Source organism: Pseudoalteromonas sp. S558 (assembly GCF_005886635.1).
GTDB classification, from domain to species: domain Bacteria; phylum Pseudomonadota; class Gammaproteobacteria; order Enterobacterales; family Alteromonadaceae; genus Pseudoalteromonas; species Pseudoalteromonas aliena.
In genome coordinates this window covers 1-19228 of the sequence record NZ_PNDU01000016.1, presented here as the reverse complement: position 1 = coordinate 19228, position 19228 = coordinate 1, and the positions used below count along the sequence as shown (strand labels likewise).

Below are 19228 nucleotides of genomic sequence, written 5' to 3'. Positions count from 1 at the left end.
TTATGTCTTCATACAGTAGGACAATATATAACTTAAATTAAAATATTACCAAAAACGTTAGTTTCTGATCTTTTGTCTGTCAAAATTAATTTTCTCTAGCCAGAAATTTTCAGTCAAAACAAGGCGAATTTACGCATTAATAGCGGGCCTATTGTAAGTAAATTCAACGTAGTTAGCGCTGAAAACAGCTGCTTTTGATAGATTTATTATCCAGAGTTCAGGTTATTTATCTAAGCCAAGTAACTCTATTTCGGCAATTTGTAGTAGTCCATCATTATTAGCGTTTTTGCTAATACTTAGGCGATAGCTCAAAAACTCAAAGCCATTATTAAAATCAAATGAGCGCCTTTGTAAACGCTCGTCCCAGCTTTCTCCTACCCAAGTAGAAACCAGCGTCCAACTTTCACCGCCATCGTTAGAGCCTAACAAACTAAAGTTTTCAGGGTCTCGCTCTGGCGCATCGTTAGCGCTTGTAATAGCAAGCCCACTGACAGCATGTGGATCACTAAAATCTATTTGTATCCATGCCGGGTTTTCGGTTGATGGCGCGCCCTTCCAATCATTATGATCAAGCCATTTTGTATTGGTATCGCCATCAAATGCTTTATCGGCGCTTTCTGCGTCCCCAATACTAAATCGAGCACTAAATGCGGTACTTGGATTGGTTGTTAAATCCTTAAACGCATAGTTTGGCCCAACCATACCTACCTCTGCTATTTGTACTAAGCCATCATTATTAGCATTTTTACTTATCGCTAACCGATAATGTGTATAAGGTAATGCATTTGCAACACCAAAAATACGCTGTTGTGATCGCTCAGAAAAGCTTTCACCAGCCCAAGCACCTAAGCTGATCCAATTTTCTCCATCATTTGATGCCAGAAGTTCGAACGACTCAGGATCTCGTTCTGGTGCGTCACCCGCACTAGTAATGCTTAACGTATTAACCGCGTGTGCTTGAGGCAGAGCCACTTGCAACCAGGCAGGATTTTGTACTGTTGGGGCACCTTTCCAATCGTTATGATCGAGCCATTTAGTGTTTATGTCACTATCAAAAGCTTGGGCTGCGCCTTCAGTATCACTTATACTAAAGCGAGCACTGTAAGTCGCTCCAGTAACTGTTGCATGGTTTTGACCAGGAACTTCAAGACCCACTAAGTCAATATCCGCAATTTGTAATAAACCATCATTATTTTTGTTTTTAGTCACTTCTAAGCGATAGCTAGTAAAAGCGAGTTGGTTTGTAAACGAGAACGCTTTTCGCTCACCTCGTGCATCGAAAGATTCACCTTCCCAACTTGCTAGTTTTTGCCAAGTAGCGCCATCATCGCTAGATGCTAAAATAGAAAAATTTTCAGGATCGCGCGCTGGTGCGTCATTCGCACTAATAAGTACTAACTGATCAACCGCTACAGCTTCTGTGAAATCCATCTGGATCCATGACGGTTTTTCTTCTGTTGGTGGACCCTGCCAATCATTATGATCGAGCCATTTTGTTGTCGGGTTATTATCGAACGCCTTATCTTGATTTTCAGCATCCCCAATGCTGTTACTTGCACTGGCAATACCTGCGACGCTATTAGTGTGATCAAGACTCGTAAATACCGGACCCACTAATTGAATATCCGTGAGTTGAACTAGAGTGTCGTTATTCTTATTTTTTGTGATGTTAATTCGATAGCTTAGGTATTTTTGCCCATTAGTGAATACAAATTCCTGACGAGAAAGGCGTTGTTCAAACGACGCCCCAATAATAGTTGCTAACGTAATCCATGTTTGTCCGCCATCATTGGATCCCAGTACTGTAAAGTTTTCTGGATCTCGCTCTGGTGCGTCATTTGCGCTGGTAATAAAAACGCGGTTAACAGCTTGTGCTTGAGCAAAATCAACTTGTATCCAAGACGGTGACTCTTTACTTGGTGCACCTAGCCAGTCATTATGATCGAGCCATTTAGTATCAAGATTCGAATCAAATGCCTTACTTGCACTTTCTGCATCACTAATTGCGTTTCGAGCAGAAAATACTGCGCCTGCGAGGTTACTCGCCGTGGTGACCTCTATAAGTGGACCACTTGATGAGGCTTCATCAAACAGTGCTAAGGATAAATCAACGACAGACTCAGCGGTCAGCCCCAATTCGCTCGTTAAAGGATGTATTTTTATTGCTTCAAAAATACGTTGGCGAAGCGCCATTAACGGATCCGCTTTACCTTCTAATGCACTGCCTAAGTTTGAGTATGCTGCATCCATCACTGACTTTAAATTTTCATCGCTAGAAAATTGAGCAAATGATGCGTTTAAAAGTGAAAGTTTAATCGTTGCTTCATCTATAAACTGTGTTGAGCACACTTGTTCGCCACTGTCATTGTTTTCACATGTTTCGCCCTTGACAAAATTCTCTAATTTATCAGCGGCTACAACCGGCATTGTAAATACATTAGTATTTCCAGTTTGCCACCCAAACACACGTAACAGTAAAGCAGACATATCAGCTTGTGCGATTGCCATCAAAGCAGGTGTCGATACATTACGACCTTGTGAAATTTGCAGCTCTACTAATCGTGTTGCAAGGGTTGTTAATGCATTTACTTGTAACGTCATATCCTCAACACCATCGGCTTTATTGCCAAAAGGGACTTTAAGATGCCCTAATGTTGAAAACACAGTGCCTGCTATCGCAGTTGCGTTAGTGGTCTGAGCAAAATCAGTATCACCACAACGAAGGGCATCACACTGCATGGCCGAACTATCTGTTGCGGCCACGTTAAGCTTAACAATTGTATTAATCCCAAAGCCAGCATCACTGGTTAGTTCAACCAAAAAAACACCATTTTGATCCGTACTATGAGCTGCGCCTATGGTGAGGTGACTACCATTAAGTGCAGTTACTGATACATTTGCATTGCTAACCGCGCCCTTGATCATTGCACCTGCGACTTCTGCAACTGTAAACTCGGGGACCACAGGTATGTTATCTATTTTAGGATCGTTGTCCCCACCACCACATGCACTTAGTAAGCTTGCCGCTATAAGTGATGTGCTTGCCAGTTTAAACATATTTAATGTATTCATAATATTGCCTTATCTGCTCAACGTTGATGACACGCTAACAAATCCTATTTAGCCTATATTGAGGTTATTTATTGATTTTTATTTGCTACGGATTTTTAGTTAGCGAGTTAATTTAGCTGCTTAATATTCATCATTATGAATATTAAAATAGGTAAGTAAGTCCAGCATAGTAGCGTCTTCCGCTATAACTGCTGCTGCGTAACCTTGCTTCACTATCAGCGCCATAGAATGTTCTTGATTCTTCTTTTGTTAAATTGATCACAGATGCTGAAAAAACTAAATTGTCGAACACACTGTACGACGCATTTAAATCAACTTGCTGAAATGGTTCTTGTGAGACAGTTAAACCATCGGCTAGTCCTAATGCCATCTTTCCACGACGGTTATAAGATGCTCTTACGCTATAAGTATCGTTTTCGAAATAAGCCGAAAAATTAAATTGGTTATCAGCACTTCCTACTAAAGCCGATTCGCCAACCTTTTCACCATCAACACTAATATCAGCTTGATTGGTATCATTAAGCGTGTAATTAACGTTTAAGCCAAATCCATTATCAAATGCATGTTGAGCAAACAATTCAACGCCACGAGAAGTCGCATTCGTACCATTTGCTGTGGTCGTAAATGGCGTGACCGTGATATTTCCAGCAGGTACAATTTCAACCCCTGTATTAGGGTTGGTAAAACCGTCAAATGGTCGCTCTGAAGTAATAATTAAAGGAACAATAAAGTTATCAACATCTTTATTAAATAATGCAATACCAACAGCTGAGCCGTTGCTATAGTAATACTCGGCAGATAAATCTAATTGAACAGATTCAAATGGTTTTAACGCTTTGTTCCCCCCTGAACCACTCCAACCTTGATCAACTGGGTTACTCCTAAATTCAAGCCTATCGTCTGCCCACTCTTGTGAAATAAAGGTAAGTTGCTCTGGGGCGCCTAAATCATTAAAAGGGGCACGAGACATAGTTTTGGCTGCCGCTGCACGGATAACGAATGAATCGCTAACGTCCCATACAAGATTAAAACTCGGTAAAAAACGTTGATCTTTTACTGTACGCTTTGTGGTTGTTTCAATATCAACTAAACGTGCGCTACCTAAAATATCTTCACCAGTTGCATCTTCTATGTCATCTAAGAAATAGTTGATTTTATCGGATGACATAATCTGTGTTTGCGTTTCAACATAACGTACACCTATATTCCCCCTAAAATCACCAAACGAAAAATCAGCTTGCAGATAGGCAGCGGTAATTTTCTCTTCAATATCAAAAACGAAATCGGGTTCACGACGGGTATATTTAACATACTCATTGGTGACAATATCGCGATATTGATCCCAATTTATGGTCGGCATTGTATTGACTTCAAAACCACCTGCAATATTTTGCTCCGATTCACGGTTTAAAACATCGTCAAGATTGGGCATCCCGCCAATCCATTGATAAGCAACTTCGTCAATAGCACCTTGGCTAAATGGATCTAATTCACCGCTGGCAATTCTGTTTGCGCCATCTTGCGTTATAAAAAAAGTATTATTCGTTTCTCTATGCAGTGATGCTTTTCGATGTTTTACACCCACGCGCAGTGTATCTATGATGGAATAACTAATATGGTAATCTAAGTCTAGCTGAGCGTAATCTTCGTGTAAGTCACTCACTACAAAACTAGAACCTGTTGACCCTGGATCTGGATCGCCGGCAATTCCTGCCTGTAAGTTAGTCAAAAGAGCAGGATCGGCATACAAAGCAACGCGCTCTCCTAAACGCCAGCCTGCAAATGATGCTGCATTTTCGTTGTTACCTGAATCACTTCGACTGGCAGGTTGACCACTTTTGTAGGCTGCATTCCATGACTCTGATGGCCCTCCACTTGCTTTTGTTCTGCCGAACTTTCCCTTTAAATCAAATACGTTCCCAGAATATTTAAATGCTAAATCGTAGGTATCTGACGTGTCTTTTTCTTTTGTATAACCTCCTATGATCCACGGAAACTCTAAGTTACCTTCAGCGCCTCCTGCACCACTTGTAAAGTCCATTCCAGTGACAATCGTTCCGGAGTCATCAAGTGTTACACCGGTTAAGTAATCAGGATTATATTTCCACTCAGGGATCATTAGCTGAGATGTTGTGCGGTCTTGGCCCAATTCAAAATGAAAGTGATTAAAGGTTAGCTCTAAATCCTCGCTGACTCGCCATTGAATAGTGCCTTGCAAACCCACTCGTTCTCGTTTTTCTTTTGTTACCCCAACACCAGCAACTTGTGGTGCCCATACTCCATCGTAGGTATTGCCATATGCATCTTCTAATGCACCAAAACGGCGCGTACTATCAGCAATTTCCTTGCCATTAATATCACTGGCAGGTAAATCAGAACCCGTTGCCCAACGCCAGCCTCCACCACCCGACATATCACCGGTTAAAGAGCGATTAGTACGCTCTTGCTTGGTGTAGCCGATTAAAAAACCAAAGTCTTCGTCATCATTGTTCCACGAATAAACACCACTGAAATTAGGTTCATAATCTTTAGTCACATCTGCATAGGTGTATTCAATATTAAAGGCACCTGAGTTTGCTTCCATATTGAGTGGTGTACGGCTATGTAAAATAACGCTTCCCCCAACGCCACCTTCATCTAAACGTGCCTCAGAGGATTTAAAAACTTCAACCGATTGCACCATCGTCGATGGTAATAATGAGTAACTAAAAGAGCGCGATGGAGAACCCGGTGACGAGGCAATAAAATTACCATTGAGTTGTGTCAGCGTTAAATCTGATGAAAGGCCTCGAATACTCACGTTTTCACCTTCACCACCACTTCGGGTTATAACCACCCCAGGTACTCGCTGTAACGAGTCGGCCACATTTTTATCAGGGAACTTGCCTATATCTTCTGCAGTAATCGCATCAACAATAGAATTAGAGAGGCGCTTAATGGCAAGATTTTCAGCCATTGAGGCACGAATACCGCGTACTTCAATTATCTCAAAGTCACTTTCTTTTACTTCTTCTTGTGCATAAACGCCACTACATGCGGTCATTAAAGCAAGAAGCAATGTCGATTTTTCAAAACGTCGTGAAAGCCGTATTGATTCTCGGCTGTTATTATTATTAGCCATGCCTATCTCCAATTTTGATGTGTTATGTGCAATTGTCAGTGTGTGAGTTAACATTTTGTTAAACTGCGTTTTAGAATAGGGTTATGAGTAAAAAAGTGATAATAGAAATTCGGTCGCTACTAAAACAAAATCGGCGTTAAGGCTAAAAACAACACGATATGAGCTTTAGCCGATACAGCGTAAAGGTATTAAATTAGGCTAAACAAATAATCTCATTTATAACAGAAAATAACAGCCAATTATTTTTTAACCCATTGATTTTATATTAATATCTTTAAAAACCTGTGCGCATATTAATAACCCCTATCTGAATAATAAAATAATCTAAGTAACAACATGATGAAAAAAAACATAAATGAGCAGTTAATGACTGATAATTTATCGCTTTATAAAAAGTGATAAAACAATAGTTAGGGTGAGTAAAATAAACAGAACTTAAAATAAAAATGCTAAACAACATCTCTCTGCGCAGGCTAAATAACGTACATATCACTCTATTTGGGTGCGCATTTGTGAAGGTATCTCGCCAAATAAGCGTTTAAATTGTTTACTAAAATAACTTGGCTCTGAAAAACCACACTCGTAAGCGATTTGCGACACGGGTAATTGTGTTTCAACCAGTAACCTTCTGGCATTTTCCAAGCGTATTTCATTAATAAACTGATTTGGGGTTTTCGCTAAATGCTTTTTAAAGCGACGCTCTAATGCACTGACTGAAAGGTGGGCGAGCTGTGCTAATTCCTCAATACAAATATGACGATGATAATGCTCTCGTATATAATTAACAGGCTCCTCTATTGCTCTTACGTGCAATAGTGCCTTTGATGTTTTTTGCAAATGCCGTGTTATCCCATAAGTACCGAGTATTTGATTACTCTCATCTGTGATCACTTTTTTAGATGTTGAAAACCACGCTAATTCACCATTTGAAGTCTGATTTAGCTCCAATCTATCTGTCACAATGTAACCGCTCATCACCCGCTTATCATCATTCACATATTGGAAAGCTAAATGCTTAGGTGAAAAATCAAAATCTGTTTTTAATAAAATTTGATCTAATGATTTATAGCCTTGATGCTCAATAAAATGTTGATTAGCATATAAAACCCTACTTTCATTATCTTTTACCCAAAAAAGAATGTCATGTAATAAATCAAAAGCCGCAATCAACTGATTAACGCCTGCTCTGGCTATGATCTCATCTATTTTCATACTTGCCACCCTGATATAAATATAATTAACAGCTTTGATTAAAACGCCGATTTTGTTGCATTGTCAACCGAATTTTTGCTATCCCCTTTTCAACTCACTCCCTATTATTAATAACATGATATTAACTAATGGAGTGTTGTATGAATAAAGCCAGAATCCGAATGGGCATGATCGGAGGTGCTGAAGGCGCTTTTATTGGTGCAGTTCACCGTATTGCAGCACGCTTAGATGGTTTGATTGATTTAGTGGCTGGCTCTTTTAGTTCAGATCCAACCCGTAGTCAGTCTACAGCAGCCATGCTTGGGATAGACCCAGCAAGATGTTACGACACCTACCAGGATATGTTTCAAGAAGAGGCAAAGCTTGCAGATGATCAACGCATTGATTTTGTTGTTATTGTAACGCCAAATCATCTGCATTTTCCTATCGCCAAGCTCGCGATAGAGTCTGGCTTTCATGTGTTATCTGACAAGCCAGCGACATTAAATTTACAAGAAGCACGCGCATTACAAACCCTAATTAATAATAGCGACTGCCTGTATGGATTAACCCATACCTATACGGGTTACCCTATGGTAAAAGAAGCCCGTTATCGTATTGCTCAAGGACAACTGGGCGCAATTCGTAAGGTAGTCGTTGAGTACAGTCAAGGCTGGCTTACTACACAAGAAGATGAAGCTGGCAAACAAGCGCAGTGGCGCTTAGATCCAGCAAAAGCAGGGATCAGTTGTTGTATAGCCGATATTGGCGTACATGCAGCAAACTTAGTCGAGTACGTTAGTGGCCTTACAATCGAGGCTCTGTGCGCAGACTTAAACCATGTCGTGCCAGGTAGAACACTCGATGATGATGGCACCGTTTTGTTGCGCTTTGATAATGGCTGTAAAGGCGTGTTACTGGCCAGCCAAATAGCATTAGGTGAAGAAAACAATCTTAATCTACGTATTTATGGTGATAAAGGCAGCCTAGAGTGGTCACAAATGGAGCCAAACAGCTTATGGCTGAAATCACACAATGCACCGACAACTCTACTTCGTGCTGGCGTTGCTTTACAAAGTGAAGCCGCGCGCAATGCATTACGCACTCCAGCAGGGCATCCTGAGGGATACCTTGAAGCGTTTGCCAATATATACGTTAATTTCACAAAATTGATTGAAGCAAAAAAAGCAGGACGCGCTGTAAATAATCATCAATTTGATGTCCCAGGTATTGAAGATGCGATCCGTGGGATGGCATTTATTGAAAATGCAGTTGAAGCTTCGAGCAAAAATACAAAATGGCATACTTTTAAATTGGATGAACGATGAAAAAAATAAAAGGCCCAGCTATCTTCTTAGCGCAGTTTATAAGCGATGAAGCGCCCTTCAATAGTTTTGAAGCTATTTGCCAGTGGGCAGGAAATTTAGGTTACAAAGCAATTCAACTCCCGACATCAAATCCACAAATATTTGATTTAGAAAAAGCAGCCCAAAACCAAGGTTATTGCGATAACGTGCTGCGTATTGCCGCAGATGCAGGGCTTTGTATTTCGGAGTTATCCACTCACTTGCAGGGCCAGCTCATTGCTGTGAACCCAGCATATGATGAGATGTTTGATAATTTTGCGCCACAGGCTGTACACGGTGATCCAATAGCAAGAACACAATGGGCACAAGCACAACTGATGATGGCCGCAAAAGCCAGCAAGCGATTAGGTCTTAAAACGCACGTCACCTTTTCAGGCGCACTGCTTTGGCATACTTTTTACCCGTGGCCACAGCGACCAAAAGGTCTTGTTGAGCAAGGATTTAAAGAATTAGCAGCACGCTGGCTGCCAATTTTAGATTACTTTGATGAAATGGGCGTGGACGTCTGTTACGAACTTCATCCTGGTGAAGACTTACACGATGGTATAACATTTGAGCGTTTTTTAGCTGCCACAAATAATCATCCACGCGTTAATATACTTTACGATCCTAGCCATTTTGTTTTACAACAACTTGATTACTTATCATTTATTGATATTTATCACACTAGAATTAAAGCCTTTCATGTTAAAGATGCGGAGTTTACGCCAAATGGTCGTTCCGGCGTATACGGAGGATATCAAGAATGGCAAGACAGACCCGGGCGGTTTCGCTCTTTAGGTGATGGGCAAGTTGATTTTAAGTGTATATTTAGCAAACTAACACAATACGGATTTGACGGTTGGGCAGTTTTAGAATGGGAATGTTGTATTAAACACCCTGAAGATGGTGCTAAAGAAGGCGTTTATTTTATTGAAAACCACATAATACGCCCAACAGATAAAGCGTTCGATGATTTCTCAGCAACAGAGACTAATAGCGAACGAAACAGCCGTATTTTAGGTTTAAGTTAACAGGATATTTAGAATGAATAATAACAATAACATTATATTTCGGCTCTGTTGTATAGCACTCATTGTCACCTCAATGACCTTTGCTATTCGTGCCGGTATCTTAGGTGAATTAGGTGAACAGTTTGGCCTCAGTGGCACTCAATTAGGCTGGGTTAATGCAATGGCATTTTTAGGATTCCCAGTAGCGACGATGCTAGGTGGGATTATCTATAATGTTATCGGTGCTAAAAAGCTGGTTGCGTTGGCCTTTATCTGTCACTTGGGCGGGTTACTTTTAACTATCACGGCAGATGGTTTTTGGGGATTGCTAATCTCAACATTTTTAATTGGTTTTGCTAATGGCTCTGTAGAAGCTGGTTGTAATCCGTTAATAGCTCAAATGTACCCTAAAAATACCACCACAATGTTAAATCGTTTTCATGTGTGGTTTCCAGGCGGTATTGTTATAGGTGCACTGGCTTCAAATGCCATGACATCCGTTGGTCTAAATTGGCAATGGCAAGTATCGCTTATTCTTATTCCTACTATTGTATATGGCGTGATGGTTGTTAAATCGCAATTTCCACAATTCGATCGTCAAGAAAATTCAACTGCCACGAATGTAAAAAATCTAATCTCGCCGCTGTATTTATTTCTCATTGTTTGTATGACGATCACAGCTATTACTGAATTTGGTACACAACAATGGATAGAGCAAATTTTAGGTTCATCCGGCGCATCCCCGATGGTTATCTTAGCGTTGATCACCGGCCTAATGGCACTCGGACGATTCTTTGCAGGCCCTATAGTACATAAATTTAGTCCAACGGGTGTGTTACTCGGATCAGCTATTTTCTCAACACTTGGGATATTTTTAATGAGCCAAGCTCAAGGTAATGCGATTTACTTTGCCGCAGCCATGTTCGCGCTTGGCGTGACTTACTTTTGGCCCACTATGATCGGCTGCGTTGCTGAATATGCACCAAAAACAGGCGCATTAGGCATGTCACTGATGGGAGGTGCGGGCATGTTTGCTGTCAGTATGTGGAACCCTGTTATTGGTCATTGGATTGATACTGCTCGCCTTAACGCACAAACAAATAACATCAGCGTAGAACAAGTAGAAATAGTGGCAGGTCAGGCCGTTTTACAAAATTTACTCATTTTTCCAATCGTGTTAATTGTTGTATTTATTGGTTTACACCTATTTATAACAAAAAATAAAAGCGTTGAAAAAACGTATATTGCTAGCAATAAGTAAAAGAATATAAGAGGTTACATATGTTTAAATCAATCCAAATTCTATCACTTGCAATTGCTCTTAGTAGCAGTGCTTACGCCCACACTGTTGATAATCAACTTACCAACGAAGAGCAAAAAGCAGGTTGGCAATTGCTTTTTAATGGCCAAGATATGTCTCATTGGCGAAATTTTAAAAGTGATGAGATAAGTCCGCAATGGGTAATTACTGACGGAGCAATGATGCTCACTAAAGGTGGCGGTGATATTTTAACTAAAAAAATGTACCGTAACTTTGATCTTAAAATAGATTGGAAAATTTCTACTAAAGGAAATAGTGGGATATTTGTGCTCGCGGACGAACTGGGAAGTATGATTTATTCTCACGCACCTGAAGTGCAAATAATCGATAATGAAGAACATCCCGACAATGAAATAGACTCGCATTTATCGGGCTCTATTTACGATCTGTTTGCAGCGCCAAAAACCGCGCATAAGCCTGCAAATACGTGGAATAAAGTCCGTATTCAAATGCGCGATAAACACCTACAGGTTTGGCAAAATGGGATTAGTACGCTAAGTATTGTTATAGGCAGTACCACGTGGGACACGCTTGTTAAAAAGAGTAAATTTTCTACATGGCTAAATTTTGCAACTGCGGATCGAGGCCATATTGGCTTGCAAGATCATGGTGACAAAGTATGGTTTAAAAACATTAAAATTAAGGAGCTGTAACATGCCAGCATTTAATCATAAAATTTTAGTGGTCGGCTCGGGTGCTGGTGGTGCAATGGCAGCTTACACCTTAACCAAATTAGGTCATAAAGTACTGTTACTCGAAGCGGGCCGTGATTACGACCCAAAAAAAGAAAGCCCGATGTTTCGTCGTAACAGCGAAGCTCCCTTGATGGGCGCAGGCAATAAAGATAAAAACTTTGGTTTTTACGATGCAACCGTTGATGGTGGCTGGCAAGTTCCTGATGAACCTTATACCACTGCAAAAGGCAGTGATTTTTATTGGTGGCGTGCCCGTATGCTCGGCGGTAGAACTAATCACTGGGGACGCTATTCATTACGTTTTAGTGAACATGATTTTAAAGGAAAAAGCCAAGATGGCCACGGTGCAGATTGGCCGTTTGTTTATGAAGACATAGCCCCGTGGTATGACAAAACAGAAGAGCTAGTCGGTATTTGTGGTACTAATACAGGCCTGGATGACATGCCGCCATCAGCGCCTGGCGTATTGCAGCCGCCGCCAACACCTAGGGTTCCCGAGCTATTAATTGCAGCAAGCGCTAAAAAATTAGGGATTGCAGCTGTACCCATGCACAGAGCCGTATTAACACGTAATAAAGACGACCGAATGGCCTGTTTTTATGCAACACCTTGTGGCCACGGCTGCTCTATTGGTGCGGCATTTCAAACCACAACGTCGCTTTTACCTATGGCTAAAGCAACGGGAAATTTAGGAATAATTACCGATGCTATGGTTAAGTCTGTTGCAGTTAATGACGATGGTAAAGTCACTGGAGTGACCTACATTGATAAAAAATCCATGAGTGAGCATGTAGTATCCGCTGATATCGTTATTCTTGCTGCAAGTGCCTGTGAATCTGCGCGTATTTTATTAAATTCAAAACACACAAAACATCCAAAAGGACTGGCAAACTCAAGTGGCCAAGTTGGAAAAAATTTAATGGATTCTACCGGTGCATGGTTAGGCGCACAAATACCCGCACTTAAAGGCCGACCACGCTATAACGAAGATGGGCATACCGGAAATCATCTATTTATTCCTTGGTGGGGACATGAAGCACACGCTAAAGGTGAACTTAATTTTCCACGTGGTTATCATTTTGAAATAAGCAGTGGTTTTAATCAGCCTGGCTCTGGTGTATCTGGTGATAAGCGAGGTTATGGCGTTGAGTTAAAACAGCAAGTGCGCGATGCGTACGGCTCTTATGTAGGGTTTGCTTTGCGAGGTGAGATGTTACCAAACGATGACTCGTATATGGAAATAGACGAAAACGTTAAGGATAAATGGGGGATCCCCGTCTCAAAATTTCATTTTAAATGGTCTGATCGTGAACTTAAGCAAATTGAGCATGGTTTAAAAACAGCGAAAAAAATATTAGAAAACTTAGGAGCAAAAATAGATAAGCTCCCACCTGCTGAAAAAGCAATTTCAAAAGGCGGTGAAATCATTCATGAAGTGGGTACCACTCGCATGGGTAGCTCGCCCAAAGAATCTGTTACTAATCAATGGGGGCAAACATGGGATTGTGACAACCTTTTTGTAATGGATGCCGGTGTATTTGCCTCTAACCCACATAAAAACTGCACATTAACAATTATGACATTGGCAATGCGCAATTCTACGTGGATCGCTAAACAGATTGAAAAAGGAGTGCTTTAACATGCATTCACAAAAGAGTGTTGACTCATATAAATATAGTTCAGGCATGACACGCAGAGAGTCCCTTAAATGGTTAGGCCTACTCGCTGCAGGCTCTGCCGTTTCACTAACAGCCGGTTGTAGTAAAGTACTCGAAGAAACGATTAGCACCCAAGGCCATTGGCCAAGTTTAGAGCTGCCAGCCATTACAGCGAAAGGCTATGGTACTGATCCTAATATGTTGCTACCACCTGAGTCGCCTTGGCCACTTACCTTAACAAATAAACAACTCACTCTCGTGGCAATACTTGCAGATTACATTGTTCCCCGAGAAGGTGATTCACCGAGCGCCTCAGACGTTGATGTACCGAGTGTCATTAATGAATGGGTTAGCTCCCCTTATAATGGTCAACAAAAAGACCGGGTAACAATTTTACATGGGCTTGCGTGGATTGATGACGAATCAATACTTCGTTATAAAAAGATTTTTGCGAAACTTAAAGCTGTGGAACAAAAAGCAATATTAGATGACATTGCTTATTTTGACGATAATACACCGGCACAATTTCAGCGTATAGCTAATGCGTTTTTACGCTTCAAAAATTTAATTTTAGGCGCTTATTTCTGTACACCTCAGGGGTGTAAAGATATAGGTTATTTAGGAAATGTGCCTATTGCCGGTGACTACCCAGGCCCTACAGCGCAAGCAAAAGCTCACCTTGATAACGTTTTAGCTGAACTTGGCTTAACCCAATACGCCTATAAAGATTAATAAAAAGCAGGGAGTATTCTCTGCTTTAACAGGTATTTGATAATGTTTAAAAATACACTTTTACACACTACATTTATAGTTTTAACCACCCTAATTTTTACTCTCTACTCATTGAGCGCTTTCGCTACAATGCCTAAACCAACGCCACGAGTGAGCGTGCAGTTATGGTCGGTAAAAGAAGCACTTAAAAAAGATTTTGATAGTACACTGCAGTCCCTTTCTGAAATGGGATTTGATGGGGTAGAGTTTGCCGGTGATTTAGGGAGTTATAAAAATAGCCCTAGTAAACTTAAAAAGAAACTTGCTAGTCTCAATCTTGTTGCAAGCAGCGCGCATATCGGCTTTGATTCACTCACAGAAAAAACACTTACCAACACCCTACTCTTTTACAAAACATTGGGTGTAAAGGTATTATTTGTACCTTGGGATGAAAGAGCGTGGCATCCAACGGGGGTTACAGCCCTTACAAAACAACTGGCGCATATGAACGACATAGCACAGCGCTATGATATGCATATTGGTTTTCATAATCATGATAAAGAATTTAATCAATTTAACGACGCTACGTATTGGGACTATATAGCAAAAAACACACCGCAATCATTGCCGCTTCAGCTAGATATTGGCTGGGTGCATTTTGCTGGTAAAGAGCCTACTCATTACATAAAGAAATATCCAGGGCGTACTTTTTCAACACATTTAAAAGTAAGAACGCATCAAGGCGATGGCCTAAGCCCAATATTTGGTGAAAATGACTATCTATGGAAAGTAATAATAAATTCGCTAATTATGGACGGTGATCTGCAGTGGCTCGTCATTGAACAAGAGGAATACCCTAATAACTTAACGCCGCTTGAAAGTGTTGCTCAATCAAAAAGTAACTTAGATAAAATTTTAAAAGAAATGACAGAGTAAGCTTGCTGAAATTTCAAACAAAAGGGGGCCATATATCGCCCCCGTTAAATTAGCAGTAAACATCCCGTTATTAACTCACATTAAAGCAATACTGTTTAGCTGTCCCACTCTTTTAGTACGTCTTTAACGTATGTATAACGCCAAGAACTCAATAAGTCGGGTTTTATATATTTAACTTTTTGCTCTGCTGTTAACTTCCAATTCCAACTTATCAATTGATTGACTTGTTTTTTAGAAGCCATCACATCATCAGGAATATTATGCGCTTTTGCTACTTTAGTAATTTTTTGTTTAACATCTTTTGCTACTTTTTTATAAGTAGGAAAATCAATTAAGCGCTTTAACACAGCAGGATGTTGCTCTTGCGGTATCAACTTAGCAATCTCGATACATTTTAAAATTTCTACACCTGAGCGATTAACTTCAATCGCTTCAACACCTGATATTTGTCTAAGTGCATTTAAACTAGACGGACCGCGTTTAGCTATTTCCGCCATGTTATGCTCTTTTAGTACAAAATTAAGTGCTAAATTCTTTTTAATGGCTTTATTTCTGCGCCAAGTAGCAAGCTCTTTTAATACTGCTAGTTCATGCGGTTTAAGCTGCCACGCATTTTTAATATCTTTATATAAAAATTCATCTGGTGTTTGAAATGCGCGCTTATTTGCAATTAATTCACTTTCGTTGATAACGATGTCAAATAAATCAGCCGCTTTAATACGCTCAATAATTAGATCAAAGCATGGTAATAAGTGAAATGTATCAGCTGCTGCATAATCAAGCTGTTTAGGGGTTAATGGACGCTGTAGCCAATTAGTGCGAGACTCACTTTTATCTATTTCTATGCCTAGCAGCTCTTTTACCATCAGCGCAAAGCCCATGCAATTCCCTTCACCAAGTAATTGCAAAGCAAATTGTGTATCGAATAATGGTGCGGGTACAAACCCTGCGTACTTTTGAAATACTTCGATGTCTTCTGAAGGAGAATGTAATACTTTTAAAACAGCAGGATCTTTTAAAATTTGCCAAAAATCAAATAATGATAACTCAGCCAGTGGATCAATAAGCGCAAGATGCTCACCATCGTATACCTGAATAAGTGCAACTTCAGGATACAGCGTACGGCGACGCATAAACTCAGTATCTATAGCTAAAACGGGTTTATTTTGGATCTGCTCAACGAACGTATTAAGCTGGTTTTGTGTTTGGATCAATTGGTATTGCACTTAGTCTCCTACAATAAAAAAGCCGGCATATGCCGGCTTTTTTATAGGTTGCTAATCTTTCAAGGCTCTTCTGAGTATTTTACCTACATTTGTTTTAGGTAACTCATCCCTAAACTCAACGAGTTTTGGAACCTTGTAATTAGTTAAATTATCACGGCAGTGCTTTATTATATCTTTTTCAGTTAAAGATGGGTCTTTTTTCACAACAAAAACTTTAACTTGTTCGCCGCTTGCATCGTGAGGTACGCCAATAGCGGCTACTTCAAGTACACCTTCGTGCATCGCAACAACTTCTTCTATTTCATTTGGAAATACATTGAAGCCTGACACAATGATCATGTCTTTTTTACGATCAACTATAAAAAAGAAACCTTCATCATCGTATGTGGCAATATCACCAGTAGCAAACCAACCATCTTTTAAACATTCAGCAGTTGCATCTGGGCGATTATAATAACCAAGCATAACCTGTGGGCCTTTAACCCATAACTCTCCAGGCTCTCCTTTAGCGGCTTCTTCACCATTATCAAGCATTAACTTAATATCAGTATTCGGCGCAGGTAAACCAATTGAACCATTATATGCTTCTAAATCGTATGGGCTAATAGTGACCAAAGGGGCGCACTCTGTAAGGCCGTAACCCTCCATAAGTTTAGAACCCGTCACTTTTTGCCATTTTTCAGCAACAGGACGTTGAACAGCCATTCCTCCACCAAGCGACATTTTTAAATGGCTAAAATCTAGATCTGCAAAGCCTGGTGTATTTAATAAACCATTAAATAATGTATTAACACCCGTAACAGCAGTAAATTTAGCTTGCCCTAACTCTTTGACAAAGCCCTTCATATCGCGAGGGTTGGTAATAAGTAAATTCAAACCACCGTACTTCATAAATGTTAAGCAATTAGCCGTTAAAGCAAAGATATGATAAAGCGGTAATGCAGTAACCACCACTTCCTTACCACGCTCTAATACTTTATCTAAACAACCAGACACTTGTTCAAGGTTACCTACCATATTGCCATGGCTTAGCATTGCACCTTTAGATACACCTGTCGTACCGCCAGTGTATTGCAAGAATGCTAAATCACTTAAGTTCATTTCTGGTCGTTTATATGCAGTTTCATCCGCATCTAATAAATCAGAAAACTTAATTGGATTCGGTAAGCTGTACTTAGGGACCATTTTTTTAACGTGTTTAACGACAAAATTTACAATGTGCTTTTTAATACCACCAACCATATCACCCACTTGCGTTACTACAATGTGTTTAACATCAGTATGCGCAAGTGATTTCTCGAGCGTGTCTGCAAAGTTAGCAAGTATAAAAATTGCTGCAGTGTCCGAGTCTTTAAGTTGGTGTTCTAATTCACGAACCGTGTATAACGGGTTAACGTTAACAACGACACAACCGGCTCTTAAAATACCTAAAATTGATACTGGTGTTTGCAACAAGTTAGGCATCATGACGGCCACTTTGTCGCCTTTTTTAAGACCTAAATCATGTTGAATATAAGAAGCTACTTTTTTCGTTGCAGTATCTATTTCGTTGTAAGATAGTGTTTTACCCATATTAGTAAATGCAGGTAGATCTTTGTAATCACTAAAACTTTTTTCGAAAACTTCGAGTAACGAGTTGTAATGCTCAGGATCGATTGTTTCAGGCATACCCTCTGGGTAGCGCTTAAGCCAGATTTTTTCCACTCTTAGCCCCTGTTTATAATTATATTTTTATTAACCTTAATCTAAGTAAGGCACTTTAACAATTGAGCAAATACTCTAATGTGCGAATAATCCCACATTTAGCGTTAATATACAATTAACATGCACCACTTTGCACCATAAATGCATGAATGTGTTCAAAACATAGCTCACTACTTTGCATATGGCAATGATGACCGCCGTCTACGTTTATTACACTCAAGTTACTGTAATAGCTAATATACTTTGCTAAGTTTTGTTTTACAAACGAATAACCTTCGTTCCCTAAAATTAACTGACATGGTGCAGATAAATCTTTTATTGCACCAATGCATTGCGCCTCATCAAACCTAAAACCTGAGTGATTTTTAAGCTTTGGGTCTGTTGTGAGCACAAAGCCATCATTTACTGGTTTTATGTTTCGGTCCATTAATAGCGCAATTAGCTCATCATCTAAATCAGTTGTTTGTGATCGCGCTTCGTAAATAAGCGCTTTCGATTTATAAATTCTAGATTTTTTATTTTTTAAACGCGCTCTATTTAATACTGCACTTTTTAGCTGCTCACATACCGCTTCACTGGGGGTAGTAACACAACCGATCCCTTCAATAAAGCTGACCGACTTAACATAATCGCTAAAACAACTCGCAAAAATCCCTGCGACCATAGCCCCCATCGAATGACCAACTAAGTGTACTTTTTTAACCCCTAATGTATTGATAAATTGATAAACATCATCAATATAATCAACAAAGTAGTAATGCGCATCATCACTTTTCCACGAAGACAACCCGTGCCCAACAAAATCAATGCAGTACCAAGTTTGACTCGGTTGCACCTTATTAAGCATAGGAAAAAAACTGTTGCTATTATCAAGCCAACCATGAAGCGCAATAACAACATCACCACCGGAGCCTTTCTTTAAGCCATGAATATTTGAATTATTGATTTTAATATTAAATGGCTGCACACCCGACCTCTTCCTACTTTTAGCTTATTTATAACATACTAGTTGTCAGACCACTAACATATCGTTAGCCATTTTTATAACTGATAAAAATATATTTTAGCTAATATCCTTAACTGAATAAAAAATTTTTAACGACGTTATAGTGCAATTTAATTCGTTAAATTGATCAAAGATTTATGCAGTTTGGTATTAATCACGCATGAAAAGGAATTCCTATGTCTGTTCATTTAACTCTATTTGGTGAGTTTTTAGTTTTTTTCATTTTAT

At 39.8% G+C, this 19228-nt stretch carries 13 protein-coding genes; 7 read left to right on the top strand and 6 right to left on the bottom strand.

Going from position 1 to position 19228, the window contains the following annotated elements; translation table 11 throughout:
* Nucleotides 1-222: 222 nt before the first annotated feature.
* The 3 genes from CWB66_RS01270 to CWB66_RS01260 all read right to left on the bottom strand — a co-directional run bounded on the left by CWB66_RS01270 (nucleotide 223) and on the right by CWB66_RS01260 (nucleotide 7405).
* On the bottom strand, nucleotides 223-3072 hold the full coding sequence (locus CWB66_RS01270) for a discoidin domain-containing protein (protein ID WP_138584036.1): 2850 nt from the start codon (nucleotides 3070-3072) through the stop codon (nucleotides 223-225).
* 142 nt (nucleotides 3073-3214) lie between these two features.
* Nucleotides 3215-6193 carry a TonB-dependent receptor gene (locus tag CWB66_RS01265; protein WP_138584035.1) on the bottom strand — a complete coding sequence of 993 codons (2979 nt, stop codon included), beginning with the start codon at nucleotides 6191-6193 and terminating at the stop codon, nucleotides 3215-3217.
* Between the two features lie 489 nt (nucleotides 6194-6682).
* The gene (locus CWB66_RS01260) at nucleotides 6683-7405 is read right to left on the bottom strand and encodes an AraC family transcriptional regulator (protein ID WP_077535288.1); all 723 of its coding nucleotides are present in this window, start codon (nucleotides 7403-7405) and stop codon (nucleotides 6683-6685) included.
* Nucleotides 7406-7545: 140 nt separating this feature from the next.
* On the opposite strand from CWB66_RS01260, the gene CWB66_RS01255 reads away from it, so the two are divergent.
* The 7 genes from CWB66_RS01255 to CWB66_RS01225 all read left to right on the top strand — a co-directional run bounded on the left by CWB66_RS01255 (nucleotide 7546) and on the right by CWB66_RS01225 (nucleotide 15064).
* Nucleotides 7546-8712, top strand: coding sequence for a Gfo/Idh/MocA family protein (locus tag CWB66_RS01255; protein ID WP_138584034.1), 1167 nt, complete (start codon nucleotides 7546-7548; stop codon nucleotides 8710-8712).
* Nucleotides 8709-9764 carry a sugar phosphate isomerase/epimerase family protein gene (locus CWB66_RS01250; RefSeq protein ID WP_138584033.1) on the top strand — a complete coding sequence of 352 codons (1056 nt, stop codon included), beginning with the start codon at nucleotides 8709-8711 and terminating at the stop codon, nucleotides 9762-9764. Before CWB66_RS01255 ends, CWB66_RS01250 begins: the two co-directional genes overlap by 4 nt.
* Before the next feature lie 13 nt (nucleotides 9765-9777).
* On the top strand, nucleotides 9778-11004 hold the full coding sequence (locus CWB66_RS01245; RefSeq protein ID WP_138584032.1) for an MFS transporter: 1227 nt from the start codon (nucleotides 9778-9780) through the stop codon (nucleotides 11002-11004).
* Nucleotides 11005-11024: 20 nt separating this feature from the next.
* Nucleotides 11025-11717 carry a 3-keto-disaccharide hydrolase gene (locus CWB66_RS01240; protein ID WP_138584031.1) on the top strand — a complete coding sequence of 231 codons (693 nt, stop codon included), beginning with the start codon at nucleotides 11025-11027 and terminating at the stop codon, nucleotides 11715-11717.
* A 1-nt stretch (nucleotide 11718) separates the two neighbouring features.
* Complete coding sequence (locus tag CWB66_RS01235; protein WP_138584030.1) at nucleotides 11719-13398, top strand: GMC family oxidoreductase; 1680 nt, start codon at nucleotides 11719-11721, stop codon at nucleotides 13396-13398.
* A gap of 1 nt (nucleotide 13399) precedes the next feature.
* A complete protein-coding gene (locus CWB66_RS01230) occupies nucleotides 13400-14149 on the top strand; it encodes a gluconate 2-dehydrogenase subunit 3 family protein (RefSeq protein WP_138584029.1) in 750 nt (249 codons plus the stop codon).
* Between the two features lie 129 nt (nucleotides 14150-14278).
* Nucleotides 14279-15064, top strand: a complete 786-nt coding sequence (locus tag CWB66_RS01225; RefSeq protein ID WP_226894568.1) for a sugar phosphate isomerase/epimerase family protein — start codon at nucleotides 14279-14281, stop codon at nucleotides 15062-15064.
* Between the two features lie 95 nt (nucleotides 15065-15159).
* Here CWB66_RS01225 and rnd read toward each other — a convergent pair whose 3' ends face one another.
* The 3 genes from rnd to CWB66_RS01210 form a co-directional block, all read right to left on the bottom strand.
* Nucleotides 15160-16290, bottom strand: coding sequence for a ribonuclease D (gene rnd / locus CWB66_RS01220; RefSeq protein ID WP_138584027.1), 1131 nt, complete (start codon nucleotides 16288-16290; stop codon nucleotides 15160-15162).
* Nucleotides 16291-16341: 51 nt separating this feature from the next.
* Nucleotides 16342-17994 carry a long-chain-fatty-acid--CoA ligase FadD gene (gene fadD / locus CWB66_RS01215; RefSeq protein WP_138584026.1) on the bottom strand — a complete coding sequence of 551 codons (1653 nt, stop codon included), beginning with the start codon at nucleotides 17992-17994 and terminating at the stop codon, nucleotides 16342-16344.
* A gap of 115 nt (nucleotides 17995-18109) precedes the next feature.
* The gene (locus tag CWB66_RS01210) at nucleotides 18110-18961 is read right to left on the bottom strand and encodes an alpha/beta hydrolase (RefSeq protein ID WP_138584025.1); all 852 of its coding nucleotides are present in this window, start codon (nucleotides 18959-18961) and stop codon (nucleotides 18110-18112) included.
* Nucleotides 18962-19228 lie beyond the last annotated feature (267 nt).